This window comes from Halostella sp. PRR32 (genome assembly GCF_034808085.1).
GTDB classification, from domain to species: domain Archaea; phylum Halobacteriota; class Halobacteria; order Halobacteriales; family Natronoarchaeaceae; genus Halostella; species Halostella pelagica.
Map to the genome: position 1 here is coordinate 1 of NZ_JAXHGL010000290.1, position 235 is coordinate 235.

Below are 235 nucleotides of genomic sequence, written 5' to 3' on the forward strand. Positions count from 1 at the left end.
GTCCGGGACCGACCTCGCGGCCGCGCTCGCGCACGGGGCGGACGCCGTCCTGGTGGGGCGGCCCTACCTCTACGGGCTGATGGCCGGGGGCGAGCAGGGCGTGGGCCGGGTGCACGACCTCTACCGGCAGGGCCTCCTGCGGGCCCTCGCCCTGCTCGGGGTGACGTCCGTGGGCGAGCTGGGACCGCACCTGCTGCGGTGCCCGCCCGCCTACGGACCCCGGGTCACGACGCCG

The 235-nt window shown here is 78.7% G+C and carries 1 protein-coding gene; it reads left to right on the top strand.

Features of this window, described 5'->3' with window-relative positions:
• A partial coding sequence (locus tag SM753_RS21155) for an alpha-hydroxy-acid oxidizing protein (RefSeq protein WP_323193002.1) occupies positions 1-235 on the top strand: 235 nt, incomplete at both ends.